Consider the following 16,900-nt stretch of genomic DNA (forward strand, 5'->3'; position numbering starts at 1 on the left):
CGTCAGACGCTCGACGCGGTCACTTTGGCATGGCGGCCACGCTTCGGCGGGCGGGCCAGGACACTCAGCATGGCCGCCCCCACCGCCAGCGCGGCGGGCAGCGTCGCCTCGGGGTGGCCGGGGCCGACGATCGTGCGGGTGACGAGGCCGCCGAGCAGCGCGGCGATCGGTCCTGTGGCCAGCAGCAGCGGACTCAACGGGAGCCGGAGCGGGAAGAGGCGGGCGGCCGCGTAGGCGGCGCCGAGCCCGAGGGCGACGTAGGCGACGGCTTCCCAGAGCATCGTGGTCCCTTTCCGGTGGTACGGCTGGTACGGACCGGTGCGCTCTGGTCCTACCCCCGTGGAGGCCGGGACAAAACGAAGGGCGGCAACCGGTTGCACCGGTTGCCGCCCTTTCGGCCCCTTTCAGGGCCGGACGTTCAGAGCGAAGCGCCGAAACCGACCTTGCGGGCGGACGGCTCGCCGATCTCCACGTACGCGAGCCGGTCGGCGGGGATCAGGACCTTGCGGCCGTGCTCATCCGTCAGACTCAGCAGCTTCGAGGCGCCGGACAGCGCGTCGGCGACGGCCTGCTCGACCTCCGCGACGGACTGCGCGCTCTCGATGTTGATCTCGCGCGGCGCGTGCTGCACGCCGATCTTGACCTCCACGGCTTGGATACCTCCGATGGTCTGGCGGTGTGCGCGGTTGGTTTCGCGCCGTACGCAGCAAAGACTAGCCCGGAGCGGCCGGTGGAAATCCGTACCTCGGCAACGCCGTGAGCGAACAGGCCCGAGGCGACGGGGAGGGGCGGCGGGGCACCGCCTCAGTGGTGGCCCTCCGCGCCGTGCAGCGGGAATCCGGCGATACCGCGCCAGGCCAGGGAGGTCAGCAGGTCCACCGCGGTGTCGCGCGGCACGGTGCTCTGGCTCGCCAGCCAGTAGCGGGCGACGACCTGGGAGACACCGCCGAGGCCGACGGCCAGCAGCATCGACTGGTCGCGGGAGAGCCCGGTGTCCTCCGCGATGACCTCGCTGATCGCCTCGGCGCACTGGAGCGAGACCTTGTCGACGCGCTCGCGGACCGCGGGCTCGTTGGTCAGGTCGGACTCGAAGACCAGCCGGAAGGCGCCGCCCTCGTCCTCGACGTACGCGAAGTACGCGTCCATGGTGGCCTCGACGCGCTTCTTGTTGTCCGTGGTGGACGCCAGCGCGGTCCGCACCGAGTGCAGCAGGGACTCGCAGTGCTGGTCGAGCAGCGCGAGGTAGAGCTCCAGCTTGCCGGGGAAGTGCTGGTAGAGCACGGGCTTGCTCACGCCGGCCCGCTCGGCGATGTCGTCCATCGCGGCCGAGTGGTAACCCTGCGCCACGAAGACTTCCTGGGCCGCGCCCAGCAATTGTTCACGTCGGGCCCGGCGGGGCAGGCGTGTGCCGCGCGGCCTCGCCTGAGCTTGCTCGATGGCTGTCACGCCGCCTCCCAAATCTGAAGTGAGGAACGAAAGAACACTGCGATGGCCATCGTACTTTTCAGTAACGACCCTGTGCGCCGTGCGGTCGCACATTCTCACTACCTGGAACCTCCGCGCGAGAGCGCCTGCGGTATCCGTCGGTGAGCGGCGACCGTCAGCGGTAGTCGTCCTCGTCCGGCGCGACGACCCTGCGCTGCTCCGCCGCGTCGGCCGGATCAGCCTCTTCCACCTGGTGGGAGGGGCGCGCGGTGATCGGTTCGTCGTGCTGCTGGAGCAGTTCCGCGTGCTGTTCGGCGGTGTCGGCCTCCGGCGCTTCCAGATCCAGATCGGTGTCGCGGGCGATCTGGGCGGCGTCGAATTCGTCGGCCTCACGCTCGAAGCGTTCGATGTCCCCGCTGCCGTTCCCGGTGTTCTCGGACATGGCCCCTCCTTCTCTTGCCTCACCCTTGAGCCTAGGCGGCCGGGCAGGCGCGTGCATGGCGGCTTCCCGGCCGCGGTGTGCGGCGCGCGCCCGTCGGAGCGCGTGGCGGCTTCCGGCCCTTGCGGAGGTTCTTGTGACCGCGAACACGCGGCCGTACGCGTGATCGTCTCGTAACATTCATCCATGCCCTCGACCGACGTTCCCCAGACGGCCGCAGAACCGGCGGTCGTACTCCCGCCCGGGCCGCGGCTCGCCCCGGGGGAATCGGTGCGCACGGCGAGCCTGCCCGGCCTCACCCTGGTGGTCAGATCGCGCGGTACGGACGGGCCGGGGACGGCGCCCGCGCTCTTCGTGCACGGCCTCGGCGGCTCCTCGCAGAACTGGTCGGCGCTGATGGCCGCGCTGGCCGACCGGGTCGCGGGACAGGCGCTGGACCTGCCGGGATTCGGCCATTCCCCGCCGCCCGACGACGGCGACTACTCGATCCCGGGGCACGCGCGGGCGGTGGTCCGGCTGCTGGAGGCCGAGCGCCGCGGCCCGGTCCACCTCTTCGGGAATTCGCTGGGCGGCGCGGTGGCCGTCAAGGTCGCCGCCGCCCGGCCGGACCTGGTCCGCACCCTCACCCTGGTCTCGCCCGCGCTCCCCGAACTGCCGCCGCAGCGCACCGCCTGGCCCACCGGGCTGCTCTCGGTGCCCGGCGTCCCCGCGCTGTATCTGCGCGCGACGAGGAACTGGCCGGCCGAGCGCAGAACCCAGGAGCTGCTGGCGCTCTGTTACGGCGACCCGGGGGTGGTCGGCGAGCAGGCCCGCGCCGACGCGGTCGTCGAATACCAGCGGCGGATCGAACTGCCGTATTTCTGGGACGTCATGGTGCGTTCCACCCGTGGGATCGTGGACGCGTACACGCTCGGTGGCCAGCATTCGCTGTGGCGGCAGGCGGAGCGCGTCCTCGCCCCTACGCTGCTCGTGTACGGAGGCCGGGACAAGCTCGTCTCGGTCAAGGTCGCCCGCCGGGCGTCCAGGGCTTTCCGCGATTCCCGGCTGTTGGTCATCCCCGACGGCGGCCATGTGGCGATGATGGAGCACCCCGAGCTGGTGGCCCGGGGCTTCCGTGACCTCCAGGACGAGGTCGCGGAAGCCGAGGACGACGGCCGGGGCCGTACGGACACGGGGCCCGTCGGCGCCGAGGCGACCGGGAGCTGATCGAGGACGTGGGTGGGCGACGTGGGTAAGCACAGCGCGCGGGACGGTCAGGACGGCCGTGACAACGGCGTTCCGGGCGCGCCCGGAACGCCGGGCGTCCCAGGACCCCTGCGGCCCGGCGTCCCCGGCAGCGGGCGCCGTCGCCGCGGTCCCGGCCCGCTGTCCGGCCACGACACGGGGAGCTTCCCGCAGTACCGGCCGCAGGACCACGGCGGTCCGGCGCCCGCCCACCCCGAGCACCGCGAGCACACCGCGTGGGGCCCGGCCGACGACTGGGCGGCGGACACCGGCCGCTACTCCGGGCCGCCGCGCACCCGTGAGCTGCCCTTCGACCTCGTCGACGAGTGGGCGGAGGACTGGGAGGCGTACGACACGGCGTCCGCGCTGAGCTCCCCGCCCGCGGGACCCGCGCTGGGCCAGGGGCAGGGCTCGTACGCCCGGCACGCGTCGGCGCCCGGCCCCGGCCAGATGCAGGCGCCGGGCCGACTGATCCCGCGCCCGCGGCAGGAATTCCTCGACGCCTTCGGACCGCAGGAGCCCGAAGGGCCCGCGGACCCGCCGCCGGGCGGCCCGGCCGCCGCGCCCGAGCCGGACCCGGAGCCGGAGGAGGACGCGGGCACGGCCGTGGACACCAAATCCGGCGGCAAGGGGCGCACGCTCAGCGGGATCGCCGCCGCGGCCGTCGTCACGGTGCTCGCCGTGGTGGTCGCGGGACAGGTGGGCGGAAGTGAGAAACGGCACAGCGAGGACAGCGGCAAGGACACCGCGACGCGCTCGGCGGCCGACGAGGCGTCGCGCTCGCAGGACCGTGCGTCCGGCGCGGCGAGCGCGCCCGCGGGGGCCCCGGCGGCGACGCCCGCCGCCGCCACGTACGACGAGCTGATGGCCAAGCTCTATCCGCTGGACCCGGACCTGAGGCTGTCCGGCGCCTTCAGCACGGTCGGCGGCCACCAGGCCGCGCCGGGCAAGGGCAAGGTCATGCGCTTCCGGGTGGACGTCGAGCGCGGGCTGCCGCTGAACGCGCAGCTCTTCAGCGACTCCGTCTTCAAGACCCTGAACGACAGCCGGAGTTGGGGCCACGGCGGACAGATGTCCTTCGAGCGGGTCTCAACCGGCCCCGCGGACATCGTCATTACGCTCGCCAGTCCCGGCACCACCGCGAAGTGGTGCGCGAAGTCCGGTCTGGACACGACAGTTGAGAACGTGTCATGTGACTCCGCGTCAACTCCGCGCACGATGATCAACGCCTACCGGTGGGCGCAGGGTGCCAGTACGTACGGCGCCGCGCGGGTGCACGAGTACCGGCAGATGCTGATCAACCACGAGGTCGGGCACCGTCTCGGGCACAGCCACGTCGGCTGTCCCAAGGAGGGCGCCCCGGCCCCGGTGATGATGCAGCAGACCAAGTTCCTGTCGCTCGACGGCGGCCCCACGTGCAAGCCGAACGCGTGGCCGTTCCCGTAGGCGGAGCCGTCCGCATCCCGTAGGCGCGGACCCGCTCAGCGGTGCGATCCATAAGTGATCGTTTGAGATCGCATTGATCTGGCTTTGACAATTGGTGTCGCGTCGCTGCACGCTTCTGTCCATGCAGCACCACCACGCACATCCGTATGCACGCGCCGGCATCGAGCTGGCGCTCATCGGCGTGGCCGCGCACTGCGTCGCCGACGTTCACTGTCGCTGACCGCATCCAGCCCCACCGCGTAGAGGCCCGGCCGCCGTCACAGGACGGCGTCTCCTCCGCCACGGGCTGCTCCGGCCGGACCCTTCGGTCCCGCACGTCACGACCCGTTTCCGCTTTTCCGCGCGCACCGCTGTGCGCGCCCCTCCTCGCTGCCGCGAAAGGTTCCTCTGATGCGTCAACTGTCCTCCACATCCCGCCGCATAGGCGTGATCGCCGTCGGTCTGGCCCTTGCCGGAGGGGCCGTCGCCTGCGGCCCCAAGAACGGTGACGACGCCAAGGCGGGCGGCGACGGCAAGCCGGGCAAGGGCGGCACGCTGTACGTCCTGAACAACCAGGCGCAGGAGAACTTCGACCCCGCCCGGCTCTACACCTCCGGCGGCGGCAACGTGCCGTCGCTGGTCTACCGGACGCTCACCACCCGCAACCGCGCGGACGGCGCCGCGGGCGCCAAGGTCGTCCCCGACCTGGCCACCACCACCGGCGAGCCCAGCGAGAACGCCACGGTGTGGACGTACCACCTCAAGGACGGCCTGAAGTACGAGGACGGCTCGCCCATCACCACCGCCGACATCAAGTACGACATCGAGCGGTCCTTCGCCGCCGAGCTGTCCGGCGGCGCGCCCTACCTGCGGGACTGGCTGGTCGGCGCGGCCGACTACCAGGGCCCGTACAAGGACCCCAAGGGCCTGTCCTCGATCGAGACGCCCGACGCGAAGACCATCGTCTTCCATCTGAACAAGCCCGAGGGCGAATTCCCGCTGCTCGCCACGCAGACCTCCTTCGCGCCGGTGCCCAAGGCCAAGGACACCGGCACCAAATACGCGGCGCACCCGGTCTCCTCCGGCCCGTACAAGGTGGTCAGCAACGAGAACAACGGCGAGCACCTGGTGCTGAAGCGCAACCCCAACTGGTCGGCCGCCACCGACGACCAGCGCAAGGCGTACCCCGACACCATCGATGTGCAGTCCGGCCTCGACCAGGCCGTGATCAACCAGCGTCTGGCGGCGGGCGTCGGCAAGGACGCGGACGCGGTCACCACCGACACCAACCTCGGCCCGGCCGAGCTGGCCAAGGTGACCGGCGACAAGAACCTCGCCCAGCGGGTCGGCACCGGGCACTTCGGCTACACCGACTACATCGCCTTCAACCCGAAGGTGAAGCCGTTCGACAACATCAAGGTGCGGCAGGCCATCGCGTACGCGATCAACCGCACCACGGTGATCAACGCGCAGGGCGGCTCGTCGCTCAACGACCCGGCCACCACCTTCCTGCCCGCGCAGGCGTCCTTCGGCTACACCGCCTACGACCCGTTCCCCGCGGGCAAGACCGGTGACCCGGCCAAGGCCAAGGAGCTGCTGAAGGAGGCCGGTTACCCCAACGGGCTGACCGTCTCGCTCACCCACGACGTCACCAAGGGCGACGAGCAGGGCCCCGAGGTCGCCACCGCCGTCCAGGAGGCGCTCAAGGCGGCCGGGATCACCGTCAAGCTCGACGGCCAGGAGCACGCGGCCTTCTCCGACAAGATCCACACCCTGAAGACCGAGCCCGGCTTCTTCCTCACCGGCTGGGGCGCGGACTGGCCGTCCGGCGGCCCCTTCCTCGGCCCGATCTTCGACGGCCGCCAGATCGTCAAGGACGGCGCCAACTTCAACAACGCGCAGCTCGACGACCCGGCCGTGAACAACGAGATCGACCAGATCAACAAGATCACCGACCTCAAGGCCGCCGCCGTCCGCTGGGGCGCGCTGGACAAGCGGATCGGCGAGCAGGCGCTCACCGTGCCGCTGTTCCACCCCGTCTACAAGCGGCTGTTCGGCAAGAACATCAAGAACGTCGTGATCAGCGACTGGACCGGTGTGCTGGACATCTCGCAGGCCGCGGTGAAGTAGTCCGTGACCGTCGAAGCACTCTCGGCCGTCTCGGCCGCGGGGGAGGGCGCCGCCACCGCGGCGCCCCCCTCCGGGGCCCGGCAGATCTGGCGGCGGCTGCGCGGACAGCGCGCGGCCCTCGTCGGCGGCGCCGTCATCGTCCTGTTCGTCCTGGTCGCGGTGGCGGCACCGCTGCTCGCCGCGCTCGAAGGGCAGGACACCACCACCTACCACGCCGACCTGGTCGACTCCGCGGCCGGCGGCGTACCGGTCGGCACCTTCGGCGGGGTCTCCGGCAGCCACTGGCTCGGCCTCGAACCCGGCACCGGACGCGACCTGTTCGCCCGGCTCGTCTACGGCTCGCGGATCTCGCTCGTCGTGGCCCTCGGCGCCACCGTCCTCCAGGTCGCGCTCGGCGTGGCCCTCGGCCTGGGCGCGGGCCTGGGCAACCGGTTCCTCGACAGCGTGCTCAGCCGGATCACCGACGTCTTCGTCACCATGCCCGCGCTGATCTTCGCCATCGCGCTGCTCGCGGTCGTCCCCGACGGCTTCCCGCGGCCCGTGCTGCTGATGCTGGTCCTCGGGCTGCTCGCCTGGGGCGGCATCGCGAAGATCGTCCGCGCGCAGGTGCTCACCCTCAAGTCCCTCGACTACGTGGCCGCTTCACGGCTCGCGGGCTCCAGCCGGTGGCGGACCGCGCGCCGCGAACTGCTGCCCGCGCTCGTCGCGCCCGTCGTCACCTACGCGGCGATCCTGCTGCCCTCCAACATCGTCTCCGAGGCGGGCCTGTCCTTCCTCGGCATCGGGGTCACCCCGCCCACCCCCTCCTGGGGGCAGATGCTCTCCAGCGCCTCGACCTGGTACCAGGCCGACTCCGCGTACGTCCTGCTGCCCGCCCTCCTGCTCTTCGTGACCGTGCTCGCCTTCACCGTCTTCGCGGACGGTGTGCGGACGGCCCTGGACCCGCGGGTCGCCAGCAGGCTGCGGGTGGGGACGGGACGGAAGTCGGCGAAGGCGGACGCTTCTTCGGACGCGGCTTCTTCGGACGCGGCTTCCTCGGACGCGGGTCCGACGGTTGCGGGTCCGAGGGACGCGGCTTCTTCGGACACGGCCGCGACGGATACGGCTGACCGCGCCTCGGACACCAAGGCGGTGGACGGCGCGTGATCCGCTTCCTCGGGCGGCGGCTCTTCCAGGCCCTCGTCGTCCTCCTTGTCCTGGCCGCCGTGCTCTACGCGTGCTTCTACCTCGCGCCCGGCGACGCGGCCCGGCTGGCCTGCGGGCCCAAGTGCTCGACCGCGCAGATCGTGCAGATCCGCGGCCAGATGGGCCTCGACGACCCGGTGTACGTGCAGTTCTGGCACTTCCTCAGCGGCATCGTCGCCGGTCACGACTACAGCACCGGCACCGATGTGCTGCACTGCCCGGCGCCCTGCCTCGGCCAGTCGTACCGCACCGGCGAACTCGTCACGTCGATGGTCGGCGAGAAGCTGCCCGCCACCGCGTCGCTCGCCTTCGGCGCGATGGTGCTGTGGCTGGTCATCGGCGTCGGCACCGGCCTGCTGTCCGCGCTGCGGCGCGGCACCGTCACCGAACGGGCCCTGACCGGCTTCACGTTGGTCGGCACGGCGACCCCGGTGTTCATCACGGGCATCCTGCTGCTCCTGCTCTTCTGCTCCTGGCTCCAGTGGCTGCCGTACCCCTCGTACGTCCCGCTCACCGAGGACCCGCAGCAGTGGGCGTGGAATCTGCTGCTGGCCTGGCTCGCCCTCGCCCTGGTGGAGGCCGCCAAGTACGCCCGGCTGACCCGCAGTTCGATGCTGGAGACGCTGGCGGAGGACCACATCCGCACCTTCCGCGCGTACGGCGTCAGCGAGCGGGCCATCGTCGTACGGCACGCGCTGCGGGGCGCGCTGACCCCGGTGATCGCGCTGTCCGCGCTGGACCTCGGCACGATGTTCGGCGGCGCGCTGCTCACCGAGACGCTGTTCAACATCCCCGGACTCGGGCAGCAGCTCGTGCAGTCCGTACAGATCAAGGACGTGCCGGTGGTGGTCGGGATCGTGCTGGTCATGGGCCTGGCCGTCGTCGTGGCCAACGCTGTCGCCGACGTGCTGTACGCGGTGGCCGACCGACGGGTGGTACTGGCATGACCGGGCAACTCACCGACCTGGCAGACCCGTTGGTGGAGGTCGCGGGACTGCGGATCGAATTCCCCACCGAGGGCGGGGCCGTACGGGCCGTCGACGGGCTGGACTTCACGCTCGGGGCGGGCGGCGCGCTCGGGCTCGTCGGCGAGTCGGGCTCCGGCAAGAGCGCGACCGCGTACGCCCTGCTCGGCCTGCACCGCGGTACGGGCGCGCGGGTCTCCGGGACCGTACGGGTCGCCGGGACCGACGTACTCGGCGCGGACGACGCCGAGTTGCGCGAGCTGCGCGGCGGGGTGGCCGCCATGGTCTTCCAGGACCCGCTGTCCTCGCTCGACCCCTACTACGCCATCGGCGACCAGATCGCCGAGGTCTACCGGGTGCACCACCGCGGCTCGCGCGCCGCCGCGCGGGCCCGCGCCGTCGAGGTCCTGGACCGCGTCGGCATCCCCGACGCCGCCCGCCGGTCCCGCTCCCGGCCGCACGAATTCAGCGGCGGCATGCGCCAACGCGCCCTGATCGCCATGGCGTTGGCGTGCGAACCGCGCCTGCTCATCGCCGACGAGCCCACGACGGCTCTCGACGTCACCGTCCAGGCCCAGATCCTCGACCTGCTGCACGAACTGCGGGCCGAGACCGGCATGGGGCTGCTGCTCGTCACCCACGACCTGGGCGTCGTCGCCGGGAGCGTCGACGACATCCTCGTCATGCGGGACGGCGCCGCCGTCGAACGCGGTCCGGTCGCCGAGGTGCTGGCCGCCCCGGCGCACGACTACACGCGGGCGCTGCTGTCGGCGGTGCCCCGGATCGACCCGCGGCCGGCGGACGGCGGGGAGCCGGGCGCGGCCGCCGCGCCCGTGGGCGCGGTGACCCGCGCCGGCGGCGCGCGTACGGGCACGGCCGAAGAGCCCGGCTCCGAGCCCCTGCTGGAAGCGGTCGCGCTGCGGCGGGAGTTCGGCAAGGGGCGGCAGCGGCTCACGGCCGTGGACGACGTGTCGCTCCAGGTCAGGGCCGGGGAGACGCTCGGCATCGTGGGCGAGAGCGGCAGCGGCAAGACGACGCTCGGGCGGATGCTCGTGCGGCTGCTCGACCCGAGCGCGGGCGAGATCCGCTACCGGGGCCGGGAGATCGGCCAACTGGGGGACAAGGCGCTGCGCCCGCTGCGGCGCGAACTGCAAATGGTCTTCCAGGACCCGGTCTCCTCGCTCAACCCCCGCCGCAGCATCGGCGAGTCCATCGCGGACCCGCTGCGGGCGGCGGGCGAACTGGGCGACAAGGCCGTCGTCGGCCGCGTGAAGGAACTGCTGGAGCGGGTCGGCCTCGACCCGGAGTGGTACCACAGGTACCCGCACGAGTTCAGCGGCGGGCAGCGCCAACGCGTCGGTATCGCGCGGGCCCTGGCGCCCGAGCCGAAGCTCATCGTGTGCGACGAGCCGGTCTCCGCGCTGGACGTCACCACGCAGGCGCAGGTCGTCGCGCTGCTCGCGGAACTCCGCCGCGACCTCGGCCTGTCACTGGTCTTCATCGCCCACGACCTCGCCGTGGTACGGCAGGTGAGCGACCGCGTCGCGGTGATGCGCGGGGGCCGGATCGTGGAGTCCGGCACGGTCGACGAGGTCTACGACGCGCCCCGGGACCCGTACACCAAGGGCCTGTTGGCGGCCGTCCCGGTGCTGGACCCGGCCGAATCCGCGGCCCGCAGGGCGGACCGCAAGGAACTGCGGAGCGTGATGGTGACCGCACCTTAGGTCACATCAACGCGTGGCAGTGTGAGAAGTTACGCCCGTTCACCCCTTTTGGTGGCGCGGTGGACAACCGTCCGCCGCGCCACCGCCGTACCGGAATAACGTCTTCGCGCCGGGCGGACGCAGGTCCCGTGGGCGCCACCCGGCCGACATTCCGTTGTGGCCGAGCCAGGGAGAAAGGGGGCGTGCACGTGCGTATCGCATTGCTCACCGAGGGTGGTTACCCGTACGCGCGAGGTGAAGGGGGTGCGTGGTGCGACCGGCTCGTCCGCGGTCTCGCGCACCACGAATTCGACGTGTACGCGCTCAGCCGGTCACCGCGGACGGAGGCGGGGGGCCGCGTCGAAGTGCCGTCGCACGTACGGCGGTTCCGCGCGGAACGCCTCTGGGGGGAGCCCCCGGCCGCCGCCCTCGCGCCGACGTGCGGCGGCGGCCGGGCGGCCAGACGCGCCAGACGCGCCGACTTCCTCACCCACTACCGCGACCTGGTCGCGGCGCTGGCCGGCGGCGCCGGGCTCGGGTCCGCCGACCGGGCGGACCGTTTCGCCTCCGGGCTGTACGGCCTCGCCGAGGTCGCCGTCGAACACGGCGGCCTGCCCGACCTGTTGCGGGGCGAGGACGCGCTCGCCGCCCTGGAGTCGGCGTGCCGCGCCCCCGGCGTGCGTCCCGTGCTCGGCGACATCGTCGTCACCGAACTCCTCGCCGTCGCCGAGCTGTTGGAACGCCAGCTCAGGCCGCTGTCCGCGCCCTGGTACGGGTCGAGCGAACTGGGCGCCGTCGATGTCTGCCACGCCGTCTCCGGTGGCCCGGCGGCCTTGCCCGGACTGCTGGCCAAACGGTTCTGCGGAACGCCGCTCATCGTCACCGAGTACACCGTGCGGGTACGGGAAGCGCTGCTCGGGAACCGGGCGGCCGGACTGGCCGGAGCCGTAAGGGTGGTGCTCGGCGACTACCACCGGCTGCTCGCCGGGGAGAGCTACCGGCAGGCCGCGCTCGTCACGCCCGGCTCCACGCATGTGCGGCGCTGGCAGGAGCGGTGCGGGGCGCCGCGCGACCGGATGCGGACCATCTATCCGGGGATCGACGCGGCGCGCTTCGCCCTCGCGGGCGAGGCCGCCGAGGCCGAGGCCACCGCCCCAGCCGCGCACGCCGACCCCACGCTCGCCTGGGTCGGCAGGATCGATCCGGCCAAGGACCTCATCGCGCTGCTGCACGCCTTCCGCGCGATACGCGCGGACGAGCCGCGGGCGCGGCTGCGGATCTTCTACCTGCGGCTGCGCGCCGCCGACGAACGCGCCGCCTCCTACCTCGGGCACTGCCGGACGCTCGCCGCGCAGCTCTTCCCGTACGAGGCCGCCGACGCCAACGCCGTCGGTGAGAGTCCCGTCAGCTTCGAGGAGATCGGGTCGCCCGGCGCGCCCGAACTCGCCGACGCGTACGCCGCGGGCGATGTCGTGGTGCTCTCCAGCAGCGCGGAAGGCTTTCCGCTGAGTCTGGTCGAGGCGATGTTCTGCGGGCGGCCCACCGTGTCCACCGACGTGGGGGCCGTCCGCGAGGTCATCGGCGGCACCGGGCTCGTCGTGCCGCCGCGCAACCCCAAGGCGCTGGCGGACGCCGTCGTCGATCTGCTGCGCGGGCCCGAGCGGGCGTCGCGGCTCGGGGCCGCGGCCCGCGAGCGGGCGCTCGCGCTCTTCACCGTCACCCGGTGCGTGGACGCCTTCCGCGAGAGCTATCTCGACGTGGTCGCGCACCATCCCGTGCGGCGCGAGCCGCTGCTCGACGCGGCGGGCGATCCGCGGCCGTTCACGGCCCCCGCCGAGTCGCACGTCCCGGCCCGCCTGGCCCCCACCCCCGCCCACCCCGCCTGGTCCCGCACCCCCGAACCCGTAGGTGCCCCGTCCGCCTCCGGAGGCTCCCCCTCATGACCACGCCCACCCCCGCCCACGCCTTACTCACCCGCCTCACCGCCCAGGCCGCCCCGCCCGCCTCACCCCTGCGGCTCCCGCCCCACGACCCCGACGACGACCCCACCGCCATAGACATAGACGCCTACGACGACGAGGCCACCCCCCACTCCCTCGACGAGACGGTCACGGCCCTCTTCGGCGCCTCCCGCCTCCCGGCGCGGAAGCCGGACTCCGACGAGCACCCGGCCGAGTTGCGTCCGGCCGCCCCGGACGGCGACCCGTCGCGCGTACGGCCTCGGACCGTCGTCGCGGACGACGCGGAACCGTCCGCCGCCGCACCCGAGACCGACCAGTCACGCCCCGCCGCCCCCACCGACCCGACCCGCGCAGAATCGTTCGGAGCCGCCTCCCCACGCGCCGCCGCGCCGCCGAGTCCGGGCGCTTCCGTATCCGAAGTGCCCGTCGTGGACCGGGACTCGGCCCTGCCTGGCGGCCCGGCTCCCGGGCGGCGCGAATCGCGCGCAGGCGCGGGCCCCCGCGTCACCGACGAGCCGCAGGCCCACGCGGATTCGGCGCGGCGGCCCGAGCCGTGGTCGGCGAACCCTGGTGGAGACAGGGCGCATGGCTTGCATGACGTCCGAGTCATGGACCCGGACGGTGCCGTCTCGGTGAGCGGCGGGGATGTCGTGCGGGACGAGGTGCGGCCGGGCGCGGACGCTTCCGCATCCGAAGTGCCCGTCGTGGGCCGGGACTCGGCGGTGCTTGGCGACCCCGCTCGCGAGCGGGGCGGGCCCGTACCGGTCGGCTTGGACGCCGACGGCGAGCCCCGCTCGGGCGCGGGCCTCCGCGTTGCCGAGGGCCCCGAGGCGGAGGGGGATTCGGCGGGCCGGAACGGCGGCGGGGCGCGCGGCGTGGAACGCGTGCGGGACGAGGTGCGGCCGGGCGCGGACGTTTCCGTATCCGAAGTGCCCGTCGTGGACCGGGACTCGGCGGTGCTTGGCGACCCCGCTCGCGAGCGGGGCGGGCCCGTACCGGTCGGCTTGGACGCCGACGACGAGCCCCGCTCGGGCGCGGGCCCCCGCGTGACCGAGGGCCCCGAGGCGGAGGGGGATTCGGCGCGCGCGAGCGCTTCCGAAGTGTCGGTCGTGGAGCGGGACTTGGCCCTGTCCGGCGGCAGAGCCCCTGAGCGGCGTCGGCCGCGGCCGGTCGGCCTGGACGCTGACGGCGAGTCGCGCGCAGGCGCGGGCCTCCGCGGTGCCGGGGCGGAGGCGGGTGGGGAGGCGCGGCCCGGAGGGCGGTTGGTGGGGATCGACGGCGGGCGATGGGCCGCGCGGGGCGGGCCGCAGGCCGGCGGGCGGCCGGCGGACTTTCGGGCGGGGGCTCGGCCGGGCGGTGCGGACGAGCCGCGGCGCAGGGGGCCCGCCGACCCCGTACGGGGAGTGATGCACCGGCACGAGGCGCTGATCGCGGGAGCCGTGGACGAGTGGGAGATCGCGGCCGGGCTGGAAGCCCACGGCGTGACGGACGGAGCCGCGCGGCGCCTGCGGCACCGGGACGTGTTCGGGCTCGCGGAGGAGCTGTACGCGCGGGTGCCGAGGGCGGTACGCCGACTGGAGGCGGCGCCGGGGGAGCGGGAACGGGCCCTGCCGCGCTGGCGGACCGGGGCCGCGCAGGCGGTGCCGGGCGCGGTGTGCGCCCTGGCGGCCGGAGCCCCCGGGAGCGTACGGCTGCCGCTGCTGGCGTTCGTCGCCGTCGTCGCGTGGGCCGCCGTAAGGATCGGACCGCTGCGGGTCGAGCGCGGCGCGGGCGCCGCCGTATGGACGTACGGCCTGCTCGGCTTCGCGCTGTACGCCGGGCACGCCACCGGCCGCACCGCAGGCGCCGCCACCCTCGCGGCGCTCACCTTCGCCCTGCTGCCCGCCGCGTACTGCGCGCACTGGCTCGCCGTCCGCTCCAGGGCCCAACTCGCCCCCAGCCACGGCCTGTCGGACTTCGCCGACGCCGTACGCCCCCGCCTGGCCGCGGCCCTCGCCGCGTACGCCGTCGCGCTGATCGCCCTGCTCGACACGGCCACCGCCGTCGCGGGCTCCGCACCACTGGCCGGACCGGCCGCCCTCGGCCTGCTGCTCTTCGCCGCGCGCCTGCTGTCCGTGCACGGCTTCCCCGGCCACGCGGCGGCCGGTCTCGGGGCGGCCTGCGCCGCCGAGGCGCTGACCCTCGCCGCGACCCCCCTGCACCTCGGCCCTGCCCCCGCCACCGCGCAAGCCGTCATCTGCGGCGCCGCCGCACTCGCGCTGACCGCGCAGGCGTTCCGCGTACTGCCCCGTGCCTCCGCGCACCGGCCGCCGCCGCGCCACCACCCCTGACCTCAGTAGAACGAACGACCAGGAGAACACCCCTTGACCAGGTACCGAACCGCCCCGACCCCGACCGCGGCGCGACGCCCGGCGCTCCCCCTCCTCGTCCGCGAGGGCGGCCTTCCGCCCCGCGGGCGGACGACGGGACACTCGGCGCAGGCACTCGGAGGCACGCGATGAGAGTGCTGCTGCTCGGAGCCGACGGCTTCCTCGGCCGGCATGTCGCGGAGCGGCTCCTCGCCGACCCCGCCGTCCAGCTCACCGCGCTCGGCAGGAGCGACGACGCGGATGTCCGCTTCGACCTGGCGAGCGGCGCGCCCGGCGTCCTCGCCAGGTTCCTGGACGCCGTGCACCCCGGAGTGGTGATCAACTGCGCCGGTACGACCAGGGGCGGCGCCCGCGAGCTGACCCGGCAGAACACCGTCGCCGTCGCCACCGTCTGCGAGGCGATGCGCCGCAGCCAGGTCGACGCCCGGCTCGTCCAGCTCGGCTGCGGCTCCGAGTACGGGCCCTCGCCGCAGGGCGCGTCCACCGGCGAGGACGCGGTGCCGCGCCCCGGCGGCCCGTACGGCGTCAGCAAGCTCGCCGCGACCGAGCTGGTGCTCAGTTCAGGTCTCGACGCGGTGGTGCTGCGGGTGTTCAGCCCGGTCGGCCCCGGCACCCCCACCGGGGCCCCGCTCGGCCGGGTCGCCGAGACCCTGCGCCGCGCGATGCAGAACGGCGACGGTGAGCTGAAACTCGGCGGCCTCGGCGTCCAGCGCGACTTCATCGACGCCCGCGACGTGGCCCGCGCCGTGCACGCCGCGTCGCTGTCCGCCGCGCAGGGCGTGGTGAACATCGGCAGCGGCCGGGCCGTCCGGATGCGTGAGATGGCCGCGGCCCTCGCCCATGTGGCGGGCTACGAGGGATCGCTGCACGAGCTGGACGAGACGCCCGCCTCCGCCGGGCCGCCCCCGTACCCCGACGGCTGCGGCGGCTGGCAGCAGGCCGACGTCCGTACCGCCAGGGACCGGCTCGGCTGGCGGCCCCGGATCGGCCTGGAGGAGTCCCTGGCCGATGTGTGGATGGAGGCGGCATGTCGCGTCTGACGCGACCGCACCAGTGGGGCACGGGACTGCGCCGCCGTGCGGGCGCGGGCCGGGACGCGATGGGCTTCGGCGTCCCGGCGTTCGCGCACCCGCTGGTCGCCCCCACCGAATGGGCCGAACTGGCCCGGCCGGGGGCGCCTCTGCACTGGGCCGCCTTCGACGTGGCCCGCGGCCCCGGTACGCGGCCCGACCCCCTGTACGGAGAGGTCGTCGGCCGCGTCCGTGAGAACGGCGTCCCGGTCCTCGGACTGCTGGACTGCCGCAACGGCACCCGGTCCTTCGGCGACCTGCTCGCCGACGCCTCCCACTACCTGGACTGGTACCGGGTCGACGGCTTCTACCTGGACCGCGCCCCGACCGGCCGCGCCGACGTCGCCGAGTGCCGCCGGGTGGTGACCACGCTGCGGGCACTGCTGCACTCGGACGACGAGGACACCGAGGGCACGGAGGGCAACGAGGACGCCGAGGACGCCGAGGACAGAGGGGACAGCAGGGGCAGAGGTGGCAGAGGGGACGGCGGGGACAGCGGGAAAGCGGGAGCCGCCGCCTCGCGCCTACCGGAGAGCGGCGGCGGCCAGATCGTCCTCGGCCACGGCGAGCACCCGTGGCCCGGATACGCCGAATTGGCCGACCAGCTCGTCACCTTCTGCGGGCCCTGGACCAGTTACCGCTGGTCGGAGGCGCCGGAGTGGACGGCCGCGTACCCGCCGGAACGCTTCGTGCACCTGGTGCACGGCCTGCCCAGGTCCCATCTGGACACCGCCCTGCGGATCGCCCGCTGGCAGGGCGCGTCCACGGTGTGCCTCACCGACCGCACGGACCGGGACGGCGCCGACCCGTGGGCGGGCCTGGCCGGATACTGGCACGAATCCGTCCGTATGCTGCGCAAACAGCCCTCGCCGAGCACGTAGCACCGGCGCGGCGGCCCCTCGGACGGGGCACGGCCAGGGCGCGGGGGGAGCGTGACCGGGACGTGACCGGGATGTGAGCCGAATCCGTCTCGGTCCTCGGACCGGGTGTCTTGGAATGAAGAC

Annotated in this window: 15 protein-coding genes; 11 read left to right on the forward strand and 4 right to left on the reverse strand. The window is 73.7% G+C overall.

The window, feature by feature from the left end:
• Positions 1-2: 2 nt before the first annotated feature.
• From ACFZBB_RS27200 to ACFZBB_RS27215, 4 genes are all read right to left on the reverse strand, one after another.
• Positions 3-281, reverse strand: a complete 279-nt coding sequence (locus ACFZBB_RS27200) for a hypothetical protein (protein WP_355348609.1) — start codon at positions 279-281, stop codon at positions 3-5.
• Between the two features lie 137 nt (positions 282-418).
• The gene (locus tag ACFZBB_RS27205; protein WP_188281577.1) at positions 419-649 is read right to left on the reverse strand and encodes a DUF3107 domain-containing protein; all 231 of its coding nucleotides are present in this window, start codon (positions 647-649) and stop codon (positions 419-421) included.
• A gap of 155 nt (positions 650-804) precedes the next feature.
• Positions 805-1,446 carry a TetR/AcrR family transcriptional regulator gene (locus ACFZBB_RS27210; protein WP_188281576.1) on the reverse strand — a complete coding sequence of 214 codons (642 nt, stop codon included), beginning with the start codon at positions 1,444-1,446 and terminating at the stop codon, positions 805-807.
• A 154-nt stretch (positions 1,447-1,600) separates the two neighbouring features.
• Positions 1,601-1,867: a hypothetical protein gene (locus tag ACFZBB_RS27215; RefSeq protein ID WP_391127431.1), complete on the reverse strand. Its 267-nt coding sequence runs from the start codon at positions 1,865-1,867 to the stop codon at positions 1,601-1,603.
• Between the two features lie 183 nt (positions 1,868-2,050).
• Between ACFZBB_RS27215 and ACFZBB_RS27220 the strand changes: the two genes are divergently transcribed.
• The 11 genes from ACFZBB_RS27220 to ACFZBB_RS27270 all read left to right on the forward strand — a co-directional run bounded on the left by ACFZBB_RS27220 (position 2,051) and on the right by ACFZBB_RS27270 (position 16,777).
• Positions 2,051-3,070, forward strand: coding sequence for an alpha/beta fold hydrolase (locus ACFZBB_RS27220; RefSeq protein WP_391127433.1), 1,020 nt, complete (start codon positions 2,051-2,053; stop codon positions 3,068-3,070).
• 21 nt (positions 3,071-3,091) lie between these two features.
• Entirely contained in the window at positions 3,092-4,534 is a 1,443-nt protein-coding gene (locus ACFZBB_RS27225; protein WP_391127436.1) for a DUF3152 domain-containing protein, read from the forward strand.
• 121 nt (positions 4,535-4,655) lie between these two features.
• Entirely contained in the window at positions 4,656-4,754 is a 99-nt protein-coding gene (locus ACFZBB_RS27230; protein WP_355348626.1) for an Ms4533A family Cys-rich leader peptide, read from the forward strand.
• A gap of 170 nt (positions 4,755-4,924) precedes the next feature.
• Positions 4,925-6,643, forward strand: coding sequence for an ABC transporter substrate-binding protein (locus ACFZBB_RS27235; protein ID WP_391127438.1), 1,719 nt, complete (start codon positions 4,925-4,927; stop codon positions 6,641-6,643).
• 3 nt (positions 6,644-6,646) lie between these two features.
• The gene (locus tag ACFZBB_RS27240) at positions 6,647-7,789 is read left to right on the forward strand and encodes an ABC transporter permease subunit (RefSeq protein ID WP_391127441.1); all 1,143 of its coding nucleotides are present in this window, start codon (positions 6,647-6,649) and stop codon (positions 7,787-7,789) included.
• The gene (locus tag ACFZBB_RS27245) at positions 7,786-8,775 is read left to right on the forward strand and encodes an ABC transporter permease (RefSeq protein ID WP_355348635.1); all 990 of its coding nucleotides are present in this window, start codon (positions 7,786-7,788) and stop codon (positions 8,773-8,775) included. The genes ACFZBB_RS27240 and ACFZBB_RS27245 overlap by 4 nt, the downstream gene beginning before the upstream one ends.
• Entirely contained in the window at positions 8,772-10,517 is a 1,746-nt protein-coding gene (locus ACFZBB_RS27250; RefSeq protein ID WP_391127444.1) for a dipeptide ABC transporter ATP-binding protein, read from the forward strand. Before ACFZBB_RS27245 ends, ACFZBB_RS27250 begins: the two co-directional genes overlap by 4 nt.
• 188 nt (positions 10,518-10,705) lie before the next feature.
• Entirely contained in the window at positions 10,706-12,439 is a 1,734-nt protein-coding gene (locus ACFZBB_RS27255) for a DUF3492 domain-containing protein (protein ID WP_391127447.1), read from the forward strand.
• The gene (locus ACFZBB_RS27260) at positions 12,436-14,787 is read left to right on the forward strand and encodes a hypothetical protein (protein WP_391127449.1); all 2,352 of its coding nucleotides are present in this window, start codon (positions 12,436-12,438) and stop codon (positions 14,785-14,787) included. The genes ACFZBB_RS27255 and ACFZBB_RS27260 overlap by 4 nt, the downstream gene beginning before the upstream one ends.
• 167 nt (positions 14,788-14,954) lie before the next feature.
• The gene (locus ACFZBB_RS27265; RefSeq protein ID WP_188283310.1) at positions 14,955-15,866 is read left to right on the forward strand and encodes an NAD(P)-dependent oxidoreductase; all 912 of its coding nucleotides are present in this window, start codon (positions 14,955-14,957) and stop codon (positions 15,864-15,866) included.
• 59 nt (positions 15,867-15,925) lie between these two features.
• On the forward strand, positions 15,926-16,777 hold the full coding sequence (locus ACFZBB_RS27270) for a spherulation-specific family 4 protein (RefSeq protein WP_391127544.1): 852 nt from the start codon (positions 15,926-15,928) through the stop codon (positions 16,775-16,777).
• Positions 16,778-16,900 lie beyond the last annotated feature (123 nt).

The sequence above is a fragment of the Streptomyces sp. NPDC008139 genome (assembly GCF_042957025.1).
In the GTDB taxonomy this organism is placed as follows: Bacteria; Actinomycetota; Actinomycetes; order Streptomycetales; family Streptomycetaceae; genus Actinacidiphila.

Bases quoted from the DNA above. Each gene is read 5' to 3' on its own strand.
- ACFZBB_RS27200 (WP_355348609.1), bottom strand. From the start codon at position 281: ATGCTCTGGGAAGCCGTCGCCTACGTCGCCCTCGGGCTCGGCGCCGCC.
- ACFZBB_RS27215 (WP_391127431.1), bottom strand. From the start codon at position 1,867: ATGTCCGAGAACACCGGGAACGGCAGCGGGGACATCGAACGCTTCGAG.
- ACFZBB_RS27220 (WP_391127433.1), top strand. From the start codon at position 2,051: ATGCCCTCGACCGACGTTCCCCAGACGGCCGCAGAACCGGCGGTCGTA.
- ACFZBB_RS27230 (WP_355348626.1), top strand. From the start codon at position 4,656: ATGCAGCACCACCACGCACATCCGTATGCACGCGCCGGCATCGAGCTG.
- ACFZBB_RS27235 (WP_391127438.1), top strand. From the start codon at position 4,925: ATGCGTCAACTGTCCTCCACATCCCGCCGCATAGGCGTGATCGCCGTC.
- ACFZBB_RS27250 (WP_391127444.1), top strand. From the start codon at position 8,772: ATGACCGGGCAACTCACCGACCTGGCAGACCCGTTGGTGGAGGTCGCG.
- ACFZBB_RS27260 (WP_391127449.1), top strand. From the start codon at position 12,436: ATGACCACGCCCACCCCCGCCCACGCCTTACTCACCCGCCTCACCGCC.
- ACFZBB_RS27265 (WP_188283310.1), top strand. From the start codon at position 14,955: ATGAGAGTGCTGCTGCTCGGAGCCGACGGCTTCCTCGGCCGGCATGTC.
- ACFZBB_RS27270 (WP_391127544.1), top strand. From the start codon at position 15,926: ATGGGCTTCGGCGTCCCGGCGTTCGCGCACCCGCTGGTCGCCCCCACC.